The sequence below is a fragment of the Streptomyces sp. NPDC059247 genome (assembly GCF_042754005.1).
Lineage (GTDB): Bacteria > Actinomycetota > Actinomycetes > Streptomycetales > Streptomycetaceae > Streptomyces.
In genome coordinates this window covers 202,938-217,996 of the sequence record NZ_JBHYZW010000011.1, presented here as the reverse complement: position 1 = coordinate 217,996, position 15,059 = coordinate 202,938, and the positions used below count along the sequence as shown (strand labels likewise).

Genomic DNA, 15,059 nt, shown 5'->3' with positions numbered 1-15,059 from the left:
GTCGGTGGGGTCCCCCTTGGGGAGCTACGCGTCGCTGGTGGCGCCGGAGCGGCTGCGGGCGACGATGGACGAGGCGGCGAAGTTGACGATCAGGGTCATGACGAAGAGGGCGAAGCCCGCCGCCATCAGGGCGGACATGCCGAAGGGCGTGGCTTCGCCGTAGCGCAGGGCGATGAGGGAGGACACCGAGCTGGTGCCGGTCTGCAGGACGTGCCACTGGATGGTGAAGACCTGCGAGATGACCATGTAGACGGCGATGGTCTCGCCGAGGGCGCGGCCGAGGCCGAGCATGGTGCCGCCGATCATGCCGCCCTTGCCGAAGGGCAGGACGACGCTGCGGATCATGCCCCAGCGGGTGGCGCCGAGCGCGTAGGCGCCCTCGCGTTCTCCGGCCGGTGCCTGGGAGAAGACCTCGCGCATGATCGAGCAGATGATCGGCGCGACCATCATGGCGACGACGAGTCCGGCGACGAAGGTCGACGAGGTGTAGACGGTGGGCGGGGCGAGCGGGTCGTCGGGGTCGGCGCCGTCGACCCGGAGGAAGGGGATCCAGCCGAGGTGGGCGGCGATCCAGCGGGCGGTCGGCAGGATCGATTCCTCCAGCCAGAAGACGCCCCACAGCCCGTAGACGACGGAGGGCACGGCGGCCATCAGGTCGACGGTGGAGATCAGGGTGCGGCGCAGCCGGGGCGGGGCGTACTCGGAGATGTAGAGCGCGGCTCCGGTGGCGAGCGGCACGGCCACGGTGATCGCGACGAGGGCGATGAGGACGGTGCCGAGGAGGACGGCGGCGATGCCGAAGCGCCCGCCGTCGGGTTCCCAGTTCTCGGTGGTGAGGAAGGAGGGTCCGGCGCGGTCGAGCGCCTGCCAGGCCCGGTGGAGCAGGAAGCCGCCGACGAGGAGCATGACCGCGAGGACGAGGCCGCCGCCGGTGCGGGCGACGGTGCGGAAGACCCGGTCGGGAAGGCCGGGGTCGGCGTGCAGCCGTCTCGGCGTGTCGGGCGGTGGTTCCGCCGGGCTGCCGGACGGCCGTCTGCCGTGCGGTGGGTCAAGGGTCTCGGTCGTCACGGTGAGGACGTAAGTCCCGCCGGGTGGACTGGTCCGCCACACCATGTGAACGAGGGGCGTGCGCGGGGCAACTTTCGTTCACCGAAGGGCTGTTGAGGCCCATCTGGGGCCTTCTTCGGCGATCAGCGCGCGGAACCGCGCATAGGCGCTGCGGCAGGTGGAATGGCGCTCGTAGGAGCGTCCGGAGAGGGCGGCGGTACGGCCTTCGGCGTCGCGCAGCAGCCAGACCCAGCCGTTGCCGCCCGGGGTGTGCTGCACTCCGCCGGCCAGGGCGGTGTGTCCGGCGCACAGGGCGGCGAAGGCCGCCCGGCATCCGGCGTGGTCGTCGTAGCAGCCCCCCGACCGCGCGACGACCCTTCCGTTCTGGGCGACGAGCCGCCACCCGTAGCGTCCGTCGGCCCCCAGGTCGACCAGACAGCGCGTTCCGGACACACCGGTGTCCTTGGTCATCGCCCCCACCCCCACAGTCTCGGCAGGGGCAATCTATTGAGACGCGCGTGACGGTTGGGAGATAAACCATTTCCGGGTGGCACGCTTCACCGTGCCGTTGCCCCTAGGACACCGGCGGCCCCGGATCGGGGGCGGGAACCGGTCAGCCCGTCGAAAACAGGACGATCAGGAGCAGCAGTCCGGCCACGGCGGGGCCGATGATCTCGTACGCCCAGCGCACCGTGACCTCGCCCCGCGCCCCGGGGGCACCGGCGTGCCGGGAGGCCATCTCGCGCAGATCGGCGACGGTCTGGTCGGTGGGCGCGGTCCGCGCGCTCCGGTCCCGCACGTCGGCGGAGGTGGAGGTCCGCCCGTGCGGGTCGTCCTGGGAGGCGCGCATGGCCCGGCGGGCGGCCTTCTTGCGCTGGCGCAGCGAGACGGGCACCGCCCACAGCTGGTACTTGGTGCCGTCCTGGGCGAAGACCTCGCTGGAGTATCCGGCCCGGATGTCGGCGACCCGCGCCCAGGGCAGGGTGATCGACCGGAAGGGGTTGCGGATGCGGAGCCGGTCGTCGTTCGCGCGGACGAGGGGCCGGATCGTGAACGCCACGATCAGCGGAACGACGAGGACGAGCCCGGCGAGCGCGAACCAGGGCGACCGGCCCTCGCCGCGGATCATGGAGTCACCGGCGAAGAAGGTGGTGAGGAGCAGCAGGAAGACCCCGCTCGCGATGCCGAGGGGTGAGCGGAACACCTGGTCGGCGGAGGCGGACGGCTTCTCCTGGTTCGGCTCCCGGCGCGGCTCGGGGCGGCGGGGCTCGGGGGTCGGCTCGGGGGTCGTCATGCCGCCGATTCTGCCTCAGCGCGGCGACGGGGGCTCAGGCGGCCCGCGCGGCCACCAGGTCCGCGTAGAGAATGATGTTGTCCGGGCGGTGTCCGCCGGTCAGCTCCCCGCCGCAGGTGACGAGCCTCAGCTCGGGACCCCGGGTGTCGCCGTACACCTCGGCGGTCGGGAAGGCGTCCTTGCCGACCTGCGCCAGCTTCCTGATCCGGAAGACCGCGGTGGTGCCGTCGGCACGGTCAACGGCGATCTCGTCGCCGACCCGGACCCGTGAGACGTTCCGCAGCACGGCGGGGCCCCGGACGGTGTCGAAGTGCCCGATGAGGACGGCAGGGCCGGTCTGGCCGGGGGTGACCCCCTTGTCGTACCAGCCGATCCGGTCAGCGTCCTCGACCGGGGGCACCTCGACGGTCCCGTCGGCGGCGAGCCCCAGCGGGAGGACCGGTCCGGTGTCCACCCCGGCGGCGGGCACGCGCACCCGTACGGGCAGGGAGCGGGCCAGCGGGCGCACGGGCGCGGCGGTGGCCCCCGGCGCGGGGACCCCGGCCGCCGGGACGATCCGCGCGGGCGGGGTGTCGGCGGCGGGCTCGGGCCCGGCGGAGCATCCGGTGAGCGCGGCGAGGACGCCGACGAGGACGACAAGAGCGGTGCGCGTACGGGGACGGGCGGGGCTGCTGTTCACGGGAGGGCTCCGGACGGGATGCGACCGGCCCCGCGCGGTGCGCGGGGCCGGTCCGGGGCGGTGCTCCTGCTCGGGTCGGGGTCGAGGAGCGGATGGCGGTGCGGATGGTGCGGTGCGGTGTGGATGAGCGGCGCCGGTGGTGCGCATGGGGTGGGTGGCGCTGCGGTTGGTGCGGTGGCGGCGGGTGACGCCGGTGGTACGGGTGACACCGGTGGTACGGGTACGGCGAGTGACGCGCCTGTCGCGAGTACGGCGGCTCCGGCGCGCGACCCCGCGAGCGGTCCGGCACGGTCTCAGGGTTCCCGGCCGGACCGTGTCGGTGTCAGACGCGGGCGGCGGCCCGGCGGCGCAGGACGACGAAGCCGAGGCCCGCCGCGGCGAGCGAGGCGGCACCGGCGCCGGTGGCGAGCAGCGCGCCGGAGTCGTCGGCGGTGCCGAACTCGGCACCGGCCGCGACGCCGCCCTTCGGGACGACGGTGGTCTGCCCCGCGGTGTTGACGGTGGTGCCGGTGTTCCCGGCGGGGGTGGTGGTGGGCGTGGTGGTGGGCGTGCCGGAGTCCTTCGCGCAGCCCTCGGGCAGCTTCGGGAAGGCGGTCCAGCGGTAGGGCGTGTCCCCGCCCTGGGTGCGCTGGCCGAGCCGCGGGGTGGCCGTGTCCGCGCCCTTGATCGTGAGGCCCTGGCCCAGGTCGGCGGAGTGGGCGCGGTCGACGGTGACGACGGCCTTGCCCGCCTCGTCCTTGAGGACGGCCTTCGGGCCCTTCTCCAGGTCGTTGGTGAGGGTGACGGTCAGCAGCGCGAAGACGGACGGGATGTCCTGCCGGACCGTGCACTCGCCGATGGTGACGACCGGGCCGGGGCCGGGCGCCGGGCTCTCGACGAGGCGCGGGGCGGCCTGCCGGGCGCCGCCCCGGATGTACGCGGCGAACCCGCCGTCCCGCTCCAGGACCACGATCGCCTTGCCGTACGTCCAGACCTGGCGGAGGCCGTTGAGGTAGGTGTAGCCGCGGCCCTTGCCGTTCTCGACCAGTTGGAGGCCGAGGCGGCCGTCCTTCTCGGCGAGCTGGAGGCGGGTGCCGTCGGCGAGCTCGTACAGGCCGGGCGCGGCGCCGGGGAGGTAGGCACGGTTCCAGTTGTAGGTGGTGCCGTTCTCGAAGAGGACGAAGAACTCGCCGTTGTCGTTGCCCGCGGCGGGACGGGTGTTGGCGTCCACGACGCCCACCGGGTTGCCCCGGTGGAAGAGCTCGGCGCGGTGGTGCAGCGCGTTGACCCGGTAGATCTTGGCGACGGTGCCGCCGAGGAGGGTCTCGGTCCGGACGAGGACACCCTTCGCCGGGTCCGCCGGGGCGCCGGTCGGCGTGACGGCCGACGCCTCGCCCCCGGCGGTCGTACCGGCCGAGGGCTTCGCGTCCCCCGGCTTCGCGTCCGACTGCTGGGCGCCCGAAGCGCCCGAAGCACCCGGAGCCGGGGCGGAAGCGGCCGGGGCCGGGGCCGACGGGACCGAGGCGGCCCCGGCCGGGCCGTCGGCGGCGAAGGCGGCTCCGGCGCCGAGCGCCGGGGCGGTGATCGCGACGCCCGCGACGAGGGTGGCGGCGAGGGCGGTACGAAGGGCGGTGCGCACAACGACTCCTGGAGGATCAGGCAGGTGAATGGGAGAGTCGCATACCGCTTTTTCTCGGTCGGTCCGTATGTCCGGTGAGGTCTGGCTGGCTGCTGAGGAAAATCTATTGATCATGTATTCAGGAGTTGTCCGCTCCATGTCACGGACCTGTGACAGCGCTCACAGCGGAGCCGCCCGACTGTGACCTCCGGCTCTGCCGTCCCGGTCCCCTGTACAGGTCGCTACGCGCGTAGATATGCTCGACTGGTGACCATGCCCACCACTGCATCCGCAGCACCCTCCCCCGCGGCCCCCGGCGCGGGAGGTGCCCCCTTCGCCGACGTGACCGCGTCCGACGGTGCGCTGCGCCGCTTCCTCCACGGGCTGCCCGGCGTCGACGCCGTCGGCCTGGAGGCGCGCGCCGCCGCCCTCGGCACCCGCTCGATCAAGACCACGGCCAAGGCGTACGCCATCGACCTGGCCATTTCCATGATCGACCTGACGACGCTCGAAGGCGCGGACACCCCGGGCAAGGTCCGGGCGCTCGCCGCCAAGGCCGTCCACCCCGATCCGACCGACCGCGCGACCCCGACGACCGCCGCCGTCTGCGTCTACCCCGACATGGTGGCCACCGCCAAGGCCACCCTCGCGGGCTCCGACGTCAAGGTCGCCTCGGTCGCCACCGCCTTCCCGGCGGGCCGCGCCGCGCTCCCCGTGAAGCTGGCCGACACGGCCGACGCCATCGCCGCGGGCGCCGACGAGATCGACATGGTCATCGACCGGGGCGCGTTCCTCGCCGGGCGCTACCTGGAGGTCTTCGAGCAGATCGTCGCGGTCAAGGCGGAGTGCGGCGACCGCGCCCGCCTCAAGGTGATCTTCGAGACCGGCGAGCTGTCCACGTACGACAACATCCGCCGCGCCTCCTGGCTCGGCATGATGGCGGGCGCGGACTTCATCAAGACGTCGACCGGCAAGGTCGCGGTGAACGCCACCCCGGCGAACACGCTGCTGATGCTGGAGGCGGTGCGCGACTTCCGGGCGCAGACCGGTGTGCAGATCGGTGTGAAGCCCGCGGGCGGCATCCGCACCACCAAGGACGCGATCAAGTTCCTGGTCATCGTGAACGAGACCGCGGGCGAGGACTGGCTGGACAACCACTGGTTCCGCTTCGGCGCCTCCAGCCTGCTCAACGACCTGCTGATGCAGCGTCAGAAGCTGGCGACCGGCCGCTACTCCGGCCCCGACTACGTGACGGTGGACTGATCAACATGGCATCTGCATTCGAGTACGCACCGGCACCGGAGTCCCGGTCCGTCGTCGACATCGCGCCCAGCTACGGCCTGTTCATCGACGGCGAGTTCGTCGAGGCGGCCGACGGCAAGGTCTTCAAGACCGTCTCCCCCGCCACCGAGGAGGTCCTCTCCGAGGTCGCCCAGGCGGGCGCCGAGGACGTCGACCGCGCGGTGAAGGCGGCCCGCAGGGCCTTCGAGAAGTGGTCGGCGCTGCCCGGCGCCGAGCGCGCCAAGTACCTCTTCCGCATCGCCCGGATCATCCAGGAGCGCAGCCGCGAGCTGGCCGTCCTGGAGACCCTGGACAACGGCAAGCCGATCAAGGAGACCCGCGACGCGGACCTCCCGCTGGTCGCCGCGCACTTCTTCTACTACGCGGGCTGGGCCGACAAGCTCGACCACGCGGGCTACGGGGCGGACCCGAGGCCGCTGGGCGTGGCCGGTCAGGTCATCCCGTGGAACTTCCCGCTGCTCATGCTGGCGTGGAAGATCGCCCCGGCGCTGGCCACGGGCAACACGGTGGTCCTCAAGCCCGCCGAGACGACCCCGCTGAGCGCCCTGTTCTTCGCGGACGTCTGCCGTCAGGCGGGACTGCCGAAGGGCGTCGTCAACATCCTTCCCGGATACGGGGAGACGGGCGCCGCGCTGGTCGGGCACCCGGACGTGAACAAGGTCGCCTTCACCGGTTCGACCGCCGTCGGCAAGGCCATCGCCCGGTCCGTCGCCGGTACGGACAAGAAGGTCACCCTGGAGCTGGGCGGCAAGGGCGCCAACATCGTCTTCGACGACGCCCCCCTCGACCAGGCGGTCGAGGGCATCGTCAACGGCATCTTCTTCAACCAGGGCCAGGTCTGCTGCGCGGGCTCGCGCCTTTTGGTCCAGGAGTCGGTCCAGGACGAGCTGCTCGACGCGCTCAAGCGCCGTCTGAGCACCCTGCGCCTGGGCGACCCGCTGGACAAGAACACCGACATCGGCGCCATCAACTCCGCCGAGCAGCTGGCCCGTATCACCGCGCTGGTGGAGCGGGGCGAGGCGGAGGGCGCCGAGCGCTGGTCCGCCCCCTGCGAACTCCCCTCCTCCGGCTACTGGTTCGCCCCGACGCTCTTCACGAACGTCACCCAGGCGCACACCGTGGCCCGCGACGAGATCTTCGGCCCGGTCCTGTCGGTGCTGTCCTTCCGCACGCCCGCCGAGGCCGTCGCGAAGGCCAACAACAGCCAGTACGGCCTGTCCGCGGGCATCTGGTCGGAGAAGGGCTCCCGCATCCTCGCGGTCGCCGACAAGCTCCGCGCCGGTGTCGTCTGGGCCAACACGTTCAACAAGTTCGACCCGACCTCGCCCTTCGGCGGCTACAAGGAGTCGGGCTTCGGCCGTGAAGGCGGCCGTCACGGTCTGGAGGCCTACCTCGATGTCTGAGTCGACCAACCGTCTGAGCGTCTTCAAGACCTACAAGCTGTACGTCGGGGGCAAGTTCCCCCGCTCCGAGAGCGGCCGGGTGTACGAGGTGACGGACTCGAAGGGCGCGTGGCTGGCGAACGCCCCGCTCTCCTCCCGCAAGGACGCCCGTGACGCGGTCGTCGCCGCCCGCAAGGCCTTCGGCGGCTGGTCGGGCGCGACCGCGTACAACAGGGGCCAGATCCTCTACCGCGTCGCCGAGATGCTGGAGGGCCGCCGCGAGCAGTTCGTCCGCGAGGTCGGCGAGGCCGAGGGCCTGTCGAAGTCGAAGTCGGCGGCGGTCGTCGACGCGGCGATCGACCGCTGGATCTGGTACGCGGGCTGGACCGACAAGATCGCCCAGGTCGTGGGCGGCGCCAACCCGGTCGCGGGCCCGTACTTCAACCTGTCCTCGCCCGAGCCGACCGGTGTCGTCACGGTCGTGGCCCCGCAGGACTCGTCGTTCCTCGGCCTGGTCTCGGTGATCGCCCCGGTGATCGCCACGGGCAACACGGCCGTGGTCATCGCCTCGGAGAAGGCGCCGCTCCCGGCGCTCTCCCTGGGCGAGGTGCTCGCCACCTCCGACCTGCCCGGCGGTGTCGTGAACATCCTGTCCGGCAAGGCGTCCGAGATGGGCCCGCACCTCGCGGCCCACCAGGACGTCAACGCGATCGACCTCACGGGCGCGACCGGCGGCGACCTCGCCCGCGACCTGGAGATCGCGGCGGCGGACAACCTGAAGCGGGTGCTGCGCCCCCGTGCGGAGGACTTCACCGCGTCCCCCGGCACGGACCGGCTGACCGCCTTCCTGGAGACGAAGACCGTCTGGCACCCCACGGGTTCGCTGGGCGCGGGCGGTTCCTCGTACTAGAGGCGCCACCCCTCGTCAGGAGCGCGCCCGTCGCGGCCCCGGGACCTCCCGGGGCCGCGACCCGTTCAGGGCAGCATCCCCTGGGTCAGCGGGCCCGCGACCGGCAGGTCCGCGACCGAGCCGCCCTTGGTGACGTGGTCGGTCACCAGGTTCGTGCCGACCGGCTTGAAGTCGGAGACCTGGGTGCCGAGGCCGTTGGCCAGCGGGTCCACGCCGGTGTTGGCCAGCGGGTCGAGCTGGAGCCGGGTCAGCGGCGCCACGCCGTGGGCGACACCGGAGAGCGCGCCCTCACCGGCCGCCACGGGGTCCGTCCGGGTCAGCGAGTCGACGGGCAGCGGCAGCGGGGCCGCCGCCTGAGCCGCCGCTCCCCCGCCGAACACCGCCGCACCGACCGCGGTGACACCGAGCCCTGCCCTGAGCAGGGCGCTGCGGCGGGAGGTCCGGGATGCTGCGTGACGCGCCATGATGTTCCTTCCGAAGGGTGATCGGGCGGACACCGACAGTAGTTGAGGTGTGATGCTCGATACCAACGGCCTTCCTCGGGGGTCCCCTGCACGGGGGAATGGTTCACACTGGTGTCCCGTGAGTTCCCTACCGATCCCGACCCGTGTCGTCCTGCTCGCGGGCCCCTCCGGCTCCGGCAAGTCGTCCCTCGCCGCCGTCACCGGCCTCCCGGTCCTGCGCCTCGACGACTTCTACAAGGAGGCGGGCGATCCGTCGCTCCCCCTCGTCGGGGGAAGCGAGGACACCGACTGGGACTCCCCGCTGTCCTGGGACGCGGACGCCGCCGTCGCCGCCATCGTCGAACTGTGCCGTACGGGACGGACCGACGTCCCCGTGTACGACATCTCCACCAGCTCCCGGACGGGGCGGGAGACCTTCGGCATCGAGCGGACCCCGCTGTTCGTCGCGGAGGGCATCTTCGCCGCCGAGATCGTGGCCCGCTGCCGTGAGCTCGACGTCCTCGCCGACGCGCTCTGCCTGCGCGGACACCCCTCGACGACCTTCCGCCGCAGGCTCGTCCGCGACCTCGGCGAGGGCCGCAAGTCGGTGCCGTTCCTGCTGCGCCGGGGCTGGCGCCTGATGCGCGCCGAGCGGGCCATCGTCGCCCGGCAGACGGCCCTGGGCGCCCACCCCTGCGCCAAGCCGGAGGCCCTGGGCCGGCTGGCCGCCGCGGCGGCGGGCCGCCACCGCGCCCCGGCCGGCCGATAGCCGGACCCCGGCCGGACACCCCCGGCCGGACACCCCCGCACGGACACCCGCCGCACGGACACCGAAGCGCACGGACACCGACGCGCAGGGACACCGACGCGCAGGGACACCGACGCGCAGGGGCCCGGCCGGACATCCGCCCGGCCGGGCCCCTCGGACACAGCACGACGCGGGCCGTACAAGCCCCCCCCGGCTTGTGCGACCCGCGCCGTTCCCCCGTACCCCCGTACGGTTCCCCCGTGCTCCCGGCGGCCCCGATCCCCCGTGGCCGCCGGGGTCGTTCCCCCGTTCCCCCCTGCCTTCAGGCCACCAGCTCGCCGAAGGACTCCTCCTCGTCACGGCCGAAGCTGAGCACCTCGTCCTCGCGCAGCCGCCGCAGCGACCGCCAGATGCTCGACTTCACCGTGCCGACACTGATGTCCAGGATCTCCGCGATCTCCGGATCGGTCCGGCCCTCGTAGTAGCGCAGCACCAGCATGGTCCGCTGGAGCTCGGGCAGCCGGGCGAGGGCCTGCCACAGCACCGCGCGCAGCTCCGTGCCGCGCATCGCGTCCGACTCGCCGACCGTCTCCGGCAGCTCCTCGGTCGGGTACTCGTTCAGCTTGCGGCGGCGCCAGGCGCTGATGTGCAGATTGGTCATGGTCCGGCGGAGGTATCCGCCGACCGCGGCCTTGTCGCTGATCCGCTCCCAGGCGCGGTACGTGGAGAACAGCGCGCTCTGGAGCAGGTCCTCCGCGTCGAAGCGGTCGCCGGTCAGGTGGTAGGCGGTGGCGTACAGGGAGGCACGACGCTCCTGGACGTAGGCCGTGAACTCGGCCTCCGAACAGCTGGCGCGTTCCCCCGTGACCTCCCCGTACGCCGCTCCCCCGTCAGCGACGGCGACCATGTGCGGCGCCTTGCGCTGACGCCCGACGCTGCGAACGCACCCCCGTCCGTTCACCGCGCCGGACTTCTCGGTGCTCCGCACGACGTCGTGGAGCCTCGTGATCACTGCGCCTGAGGTGGTGCCCTGCAGTGCGGTCATCTCGACCCCCCCGTCGGTTGGAGTGCTGTTCGGTCCGTGTGCCAGAAGCTTGCCGAGCGGACTTCATGGCGTTGTCCGCCGACTGTCACAGGCGTGTCACAGGCCCCCGGGACGGAGGCGTGGCTCCCCGCGGTCGAACTCGGACGGCCGCATACGACAGAATGCTGCCCGTGCCTTTTCTGTTGCTGATCGAGGACGACGACGCCATCCGCACGGCCCTCGAACTCTCCCTGTCACGGCAGGGCCACCGGGTGGCCACCGCCGCGACCGGAGAGGACGGCCTCCAGTTGCTGCGCGAGCAGCGGCCTGACCTCGTGGTGCTCGACGTCATGCTGCCCGGCATCGACGGCTTCGAGGTCTGCCGGCGGATCCGCCGCACCGACCAGTTGCCGATCATCCTGCTGACCGCCCGCAGCGACGACATCGACGTCGTCGTGGGCCTGGAGTCCGGCGCCGACGACTACGTGGTGAAGCCGGTCCAGGGCCGGGTCCTGGACGCCCGCATCCGGGCCGTCCTGCGGCGCGGCGAACGGGAGTCGACCGACTCGGCGACGTACGGCTCGCTGGTCATCGACCGGTCCGCGATGACGGTCACCAAGAACGGCGAGGACCTCCAGCTCACCCCCACCGAGCTGAGACTGCTCCTCGAACTGAGCAGGCGGCCCGGACAGGCGCTCTCCCGGCAGCAGTTGCTGCGGCTGGTGTGGGAGCACGACTACCTGGGCGACTCGCGGCTCGTCGACGCCTGTGTGCAGCGGCTGCGCGCCAAGGTGGAGGACGTGCCGTCCTCCCCGACCCTCATCCGCACCGTGCGGGGAGTCGGCTACCGGCTGGACGTCCCTGCGTGAGCAAAGGCATCCTCACCCGGCTGCGGCTCTCCAGTCTGCGGCTGCGGCTCGTCGTCGTCTTCGCGCTGGTCGCCCTCGGCGCCGCCGTCGCCGCCTCCGGCATCGCGTACTGGCTCAACCGCGAGGCGGTGCTGACCCGCACCCAGGACGGGGCGCTCAACGACTTCCGCCAGGAGATGCAGAACCGGGCGGCCACGCTGCCGCTCCGGCCCACCCAGGACGACCTGCGGCGGACCGCCGAGCAGATGGCCATGGGCAGCGCCGACTACCAGGTGCTGCTGCTCGGCGAGCGGGACGCGGGCAAGCCGATCGTCGGCGCCTCCGACCCGGACGACTTCACCCTGGCCGACGTGCCGCGGGCGCTCCAGGACGCGGTGGGCACCGAGCGTGCCGTGACGGAGGCCAACCCGTACCCGTACCACCTGTTCTGGCAGCGCGTCGAGCGGGGCGGCACGCCGTACCTGGTCGGCGGCGCGCGGGTCGACGGCGGCGGGCCCACCGGTTACATGTTCAAGTCGCTCGCGGCGGAGAAGGCGGACCTGAACTCGCTCGCCTGGTCCCTGGGCATCGCCACCGCGCTCGCCGTGGTCGGCTCCGTGCTGCTCGCGCAGGTCTCGGCGACCACCGTGCTCCGGCCCGTGCACCGGCTCGGCGAGGCCGCCCGGCAGCTCGGCGAGGGCAAGCTCGACACCCGGCTGCGGGTCACCGGCGCGGACGAACTCTCCGATCTCACCCGTACGTTCAACAGCGCGGCCGAGTCCCTGCAGAAGAAGGTCGCGGACATGAGCGCGCGGGAGGAGTCCTCCCGGCGGTTCGTCGCCGACATGTCGCACGAGCTGCGCACCCCGCTGACCGCGCTGACCGCCGTCACCGAGGTCCTGGAGGACGAGCAGGACTCCCTCGACCCGATGATCGCACCCGCGGTGGCGCTCGTGGTCAGCGAGACCCGGCGCCTCAACGACCTGGTGGAGAACCTGATGGAGGTGACCCGCTTCGACGCGGGGACCGCCCGTCTGGTCCTCGACCCCGTCGACATCGCCGACCAGATCACCGCCTGCGTCGACGCCCGCGCCTGGCTCGACGCGGTGGACCTGGACGCCGAGCGCGGGATCGTCGTGCCGCTCGACCCGCGCCGCCTCGACGTGATCCTGGCCAACCTGATCGGCAACGCGCTGAAGCACGGCGGTTCGCCGGTCCGCGTCTCGGTGCGCACCGAGGAGGACGAGCTGGTCATCGCGGTCCGCGACCACGGGCCCGGCATCCCCGAGGAGGTGCTGCCGCACGTCTTCGACCGCTTCTACAAGGCGAGCGCGTCCCGGCCCCGGTCCGAGGGCAGCGGGCTCGGTCTCTCCATCGCCATGGAGAACGCGCTGATCCACGGCGGTTCGATCACCGCGTCCAACTCGGTCGGCGAGGACGGGGCGGTGGACGGGGCGGTCTTCGTGCTGCGGCTCCCGCTGGACGCCTCGGACATCACGCGCGAGGTGCGGACCCGCAGCGGCCAGGGCGAGGTGGAGGAAGCGTGAGGCGCCGTACTTCCGGACGTACGGGCACGGCGGGCGCCCTGGTGGCGGTCGCGGTCGCCGCGCTCGTCACCGGCTGCGGGATCAGGACCACCTCGGTCCCGGTCGACGCGGGCGCGGCGCCCTCCCGGGTGCCGTGCAGCGTTCCGGGGGACGCGGCGACGGGCGGCACCGTCCAGGGCGTGCCGGTCCGGGTGTTCCTGGTCTGCGGCTCCCAGCTGGAGACGGTGGACCGGCGGTCGCCGCTGCCGGAGGAGAAGGCGGGCGGGGACCCGGTCCGGATGGCCCGGGGGCTGCTGGCGCAGCTGCTCGCCGAGCCCTCGGAGAGCGAGCGGGCGGCCGGGTTCACGACGGCGGTGCGGGGCCCGCTGTCCGTGGACGGCGGGCGCGGGGGCGACCCGGCGGGCACGCTGCGGCTGAGCCGCCAGCCGGAGGACCTGACGCCGACGGCCCTGGCGCAGCTCGTGTGCACCTTCGCGGAGAGCTCGGCGGGCGCGGGCGACCACACGGCCCTGCTGGGCGGCCCCGGGCCGTACCCGCCGAAGCGCTACCGCTGCACCACGGAGCTGCGCGAGCGCCCGGAGTCGTCCCCGCCGACGGCTCCGCCGGTGACGCCCGCCCCGACGAGGGCGACCCCCGTCCCGACGGCGGGCTGAAGGACCGCGCCCGCCCCCGCGCACCCGGGCGGGACACCCCGGCGGGCGAGTCGGCCGAGGTCGGGTGGGGCCGAGTGGGTCGGCCCCAGGCCGAGTGGGTCGGGTGGGGCGTCGGCGGCCCCCGGGGCCGTGCGGGCGCGGGGCGGGAGTGGGGCGTTCCTCACGTTCCCGTCCGGGAGGGCGGCGGAACCGATTCCGGCGTCGGGGGCGTCTTGGGGGGCGTGCAGCGTCAAGGTTCGGGCGGCAGTGCCGCCGTGGTCGTCCGCGTGGCGGGGTTCGTCCTCCTCGCCGCGCATCTGCTGCTCGTCGCGTGGATCGGTCTCCGGCCACGTGACGTGGCCTGGGTGACCGCGCCGAACACGGTCCCCCTGGCGGGTCTGCGGGCCGATCTGGCGCTCGGGACCGCCGCCGCGGTCCGGCTGATCGCCGAGGGGCTGCTGTTCCTCGCCCCGCTCGGGGTGCTGCTCCCGATGGCCGACGGACGTCTCGACGTCTCCCCGTGGGCCTCGCTGGCCCGGACGACCGCCGCGGGCGCCCTGGTGTCGCTCGCGCTGGAGCTGCTCCAGACCGCCGTGCCCGGTCAGGTGGTGGACGTGGACTCCGTCCTGCTGAACACGGCGGGCGTGGCGCTGGCGCACCTGCTGTTCGTCCCGGCCGGGCGGCACCGGCTGCGCCGCGGGCCGCGGGCGCGGCGGGCGGCCTCATCCCGGAGGACCACACCGGGCCGGGGGACGACCCTGCTGCGGAACGAGGGGTCTCAGGGTGCGACCCCGACGATTACCAGGGTTCCGATCGCCCGGTAGGCCGAGGCCCCCGGACCCCCTCGGGCGGCACCATGGAGACATCGGGAGCCCGGCAGAAGCGGTTCCCGCACCGACTCCGAAGGAGCACCACCATGGCCGCACTGACCCGCCCCCGTGACGGACGCGTGATCGGCGGAGTGTGCGCGGCGCTGGCCCGGCGCTTCGGCCTCTCCGCGTGGACGATGCGTCTGATCTTCATCGTCTCGTGCCTGCTGCCCGGCCCGCAGTTCCTGATCTACCTGGGCCTGTGGATCTTCCTCCCGGCGGAGAAGTCCTCTTCCACGTCCTGGTAGTGGCCGGACGGCCGTACGCCGAAGGGGCGCGCACCCGGGAGGACCGGGTGCGCGCCCCTTCGGCGTGGTGCGGGCCGGGGTCAGCCGATCGGCAGGCCGCCGAGGGGCAGACCGCCGAGGAGGCCGCCGAGGGGGGTGGCGCCGAGGCCGCTGGCGGCGGCACCGAGCGGGAGGTTCTGGGTGGCCTGTCCGGCGGCGGCCGGGACGGTCTTCACTCCCTGGTCGAGGCCCTGGCCGAGGGCGCCCTGCCCGGCGACGAGGGATTCGGCGGCGCCGTCGGGGAGCGTGGTGAGGCCGTCACCCAGCGGGACGGCCTGGGTCACCGTGCCCAGCGCGTCGGCGTCGAGCGGCAGGGACGGCGCGGCGGAGGCCGTGCCGGCGGCGGCGACGGCGAAAGCGGCACCGAGAGCGGCGACACCGAGCTTCTTGGCGGGAGACTGCTTCATCTGAAAATCTTCCTTGGGGAATCCGGGGGCTCGGGGAGAAAGC

At 73.2% G+C, this 15,059-nt stretch carries 17 protein-coding genes; 9 read left to right on the top strand and 8 right to left on the bottom strand.

The window, feature by feature from the left end; genetic code table 11:
• Positions 1–24: 24 nt before the first annotated feature.
• The 5 genes from pstC to ACFXGN_RS21350 form a co-directional block, all read right to left on the bottom strand.
• Positions 25–1,068 carry a phosphate ABC transporter permease subunit PstC gene (gene pstC / locus ACFXGN_RS21370; protein WP_384861389.1) on the bottom strand — a complete coding sequence of 348 codons (1,044 nt, stop codon included), beginning with the start codon at positions 1,066–1,068 and terminating at the stop codon, positions 25–27.
• 78 nt (positions 1,069–1,146) lie between these two features.
• The gene (locus ACFXGN_RS21365) at positions 1,147–1,518 is read right to left on the bottom strand and encodes a DUF1508 domain-containing protein (protein WP_384861387.1); all 372 of its coding nucleotides are present in this window, start codon (positions 1,516–1,518) and stop codon (positions 1,147–1,149) included.
• Between the two features lie 142 nt (positions 1,519–1,660).
• Positions 1,661–2,341 carry a PH domain-containing protein gene (locus ACFXGN_RS21360; protein WP_384861384.1) on the bottom strand — a complete coding sequence of 227 codons (681 nt, stop codon included), beginning with the start codon at positions 2,339–2,341 and terminating at the stop codon, positions 1,661–1,663.
• 34 nt (positions 2,342–2,375) lie between these two features.
• Positions 2,376–3,020: a class F sortase gene (locus tag ACFXGN_RS21355; protein ID WP_384861381.1), complete on the bottom strand. Its 645-nt coding sequence runs from the start codon at positions 3,018–3,020 to the stop codon at positions 2,376–2,378.
• Positions 3,021–3,342: 322 nt separating this feature from the next.
• A complete protein-coding gene (locus ACFXGN_RS21350; protein ID WP_384861378.1) occupies positions 3,343–4,638 on the bottom strand; it encodes a hypothetical protein in 1,296 nt (431 codons plus the stop codon).
• A 252-nt stretch (positions 4,639–4,890) separates the two neighbouring features.
• Between ACFXGN_RS21350 and deoC the strand changes: the two genes are divergently transcribed.
• Genes deoC through ACFXGN_RS21335 form a run of 3 tightly spaced genes read left to right on the top strand, consistent with a single transcriptional unit; the run spans position 4,891 to position 8,211 of the window.
• A complete protein-coding gene (gene deoC / locus ACFXGN_RS21345) occupies positions 4,891–5,880 on the top strand; it encodes a deoxyribose-phosphate aldolase (protein WP_384861376.1) in 990 nt (329 codons plus the stop codon).
• A 5-nt stretch (positions 5,881–5,885) separates the two neighbouring features.
• Positions 5,886–7,322, top strand: a complete 1,437-nt coding sequence (locus ACFXGN_RS21340) for an aldehyde dehydrogenase family protein (protein ID WP_384861373.1) — start codon at positions 5,886–5,888, stop codon at positions 7,320–7,322.
• Positions 7,315–8,211: an aldehyde dehydrogenase family protein gene (locus tag ACFXGN_RS21335; RefSeq protein WP_384861370.1), complete on the top strand. Its 897-nt coding sequence runs from the start codon at positions 7,315–7,317 to the stop codon at positions 8,209–8,211. The genes ACFXGN_RS21340 and ACFXGN_RS21335 overlap by 8 nt, the downstream gene beginning before the upstream one ends.
• A 65-nt stretch (positions 8,212–8,276) precedes the next feature.
• Here ACFXGN_RS21335 and ACFXGN_RS21330 read toward each other — a convergent pair whose 3' ends face one another.
• Complete coding sequence (locus ACFXGN_RS21330) at positions 8,277–8,675, bottom strand: hypothetical protein (RefSeq protein WP_384861367.1); 399 nt, start codon at positions 8,673–8,675, stop codon at positions 8,277–8,279.
• A gap of 52 nt (positions 8,676–8,727) precedes the next feature.
• Here ACFXGN_RS21330 and ACFXGN_RS21325 point away from each other — a divergent pair, with 52 nt between their 5' ends.
• A complete protein-coding gene (locus ACFXGN_RS21325) occupies positions 8,728–9,423 on the top strand; it encodes a uridine kinase (RefSeq protein ID WP_384861365.1) in 696 nt (231 codons plus the stop codon).
• 301 nt (positions 9,424–9,724) lie between these two features.
• On the opposite strand, the gene ACFXGN_RS21320 is transcribed toward ACFXGN_RS21325, so the two are convergent.
• Complete coding sequence (locus ACFXGN_RS21320) at positions 9,725–10,447, bottom strand: SigE family RNA polymerase sigma factor (RefSeq protein ID WP_384861362.1); 723 nt, start codon at positions 10,445–10,447, stop codon at positions 9,725–9,727.
• 170 nt (positions 10,448–10,617) lie between these two features.
• On the opposite strand from ACFXGN_RS21320, the gene afsQ1 reads away from it, so the two are divergent.
• The 5 genes from afsQ1 (at position 10,618) to ACFXGN_RS21295 (ending at position 14,570) form a co-directional block, all read left to right on the top strand.
• Positions 10,618–11,295 (top strand): two-component system response regulator AfsQ1, encoded by a 678-nt coding sequence (gene afsQ1 / locus ACFXGN_RS21315; RefSeq protein WP_017239746.1) that lies wholly within the window; start codon positions 10,618–10,620, stop codon positions 11,293–11,295.
• On the top strand, positions 11,292–12,821 hold the full coding sequence (locus ACFXGN_RS21310; RefSeq protein WP_384861360.1) for an ATP-binding protein: 1,530 nt from the start codon (positions 11,292–11,294) through the stop codon (positions 12,819–12,821). The genes afsQ1 and ACFXGN_RS21310 overlap by 4 nt, the downstream gene beginning before the upstream one ends.
• Positions 12,818–13,474, top strand: coding sequence for a hypothetical protein (locus ACFXGN_RS21305; RefSeq protein WP_384861357.1), 657 nt, complete (start codon positions 12,818–12,820; stop codon positions 13,472–13,474). Before ACFXGN_RS21310 ends, ACFXGN_RS21305 begins: the two co-directional genes overlap by 4 nt.
• A 221-nt stretch (positions 13,475–13,695) precedes the next feature.
• The gene (locus ACFXGN_RS21300) at positions 13,696–14,277 is read left to right on the top strand and encodes a VanZ family protein (protein ID WP_384861354.1); all 582 of its coding nucleotides are present in this window, start codon (positions 13,696–13,698) and stop codon (positions 14,275–14,277) included.
• A 92-nt stretch (positions 14,278–14,369) separates the two neighbouring features.
• Positions 14,370–14,570 (top strand): PspC domain-containing protein, encoded by a 201-nt coding sequence (locus ACFXGN_RS21295; protein ID WP_351787972.1) that lies wholly within the window; start codon positions 14,370–14,372, stop codon positions 14,568–14,570.
• A gap of 80 nt (positions 14,571–14,650) precedes the next feature.
• On the opposite strand, the gene ACFXGN_RS21290 is transcribed toward ACFXGN_RS21295, so the two are convergent.
• Entirely contained in the window at positions 14,651–15,016 is a 366-nt protein-coding gene (locus tag ACFXGN_RS21290) for a hypothetical protein (protein WP_384861351.1), read from the bottom strand.
• Between the last annotated feature and the right edge of the window lie 43 nt (positions 15,017–15,059).